The 636-nt window shown below is 63.5% G+C and carries 1 protein-coding gene; it reads left to right on the top strand.

The genetic code is table 11. The features are described 5' to 3' along the window. The coding region (locus COO59_RS20565) for a methyl-accepting chemotaxis protein (RefSeq protein ID WP_121494961.1) at window positions 1–636 on the top strand (636 nt) is incomplete at both ends.

The raw sequence follows: 636 nt of genomic DNA, 5'->3' as shown, positions 1-636 counted from the left end.
ATCGCCGCAGGCGATCTGACGCAGCCGATCGAAGCGGAAGGGCGCAATGAGATGAGCCAGCTGGCCGCCAGCCTGAAGCATATGCAGCAGGCGCTGGTACGCACCGTCAGCGACGTGCGCGACGGTTCCGACGCCATCTACACCGGTGCCAGCGAAATCACCGCCGGCAGCAACGATCTCTCTTCCCGTACCGAACAGCAGGCCGCCTCGCTGGAAGAGACGGCCGCCAGTATGGAAGAGCTGACCGCCACGGTGAAACAGAACGCGGAGAACGCCCGTCAGGCGTCGCAGCTGGCGCTGAGCGCGTCGGAAACCGCGCAGAAGGGCGGCCGGGTGGTGAACGGCGTGGTGAAAACCATGAGCGAAATCGCCGGCAGTTCGAAGAAGATTGCCGATATTACCAGCGTGATTGACGGCATCGCCTTCCAGACCAACATTCTGGCGCTGAACGCGGCGGTGGAAGCGGCACGCGCCGGCGAACAGGGCCGTGGCTTTGCGGTGGTGGCGGGCGAGGTGCGCAATCTGGCACAGCGCAGCGCCCAGGCGGCGAAAGAGATCAAATCACTGATTGAAGATTCGGTTGCCCGTGTTGATACCGGTTCAGTGCTGGTGGAAAGCGCCGGGGAAACCATGAGC

It is taken from the genome of Mixta theicola (assembly GCF_002895925.1).
Classification (GTDB): domain Bacteria; phylum Pseudomonadota; class Gammaproteobacteria; order Enterobacterales; family Enterobacteriaceae; genus Mixta; species Mixta theicola.
Note: the sequence above shows the minus strand (reverse complement) of the source record. Positions and strands in the feature narration are given on the sequence as shown.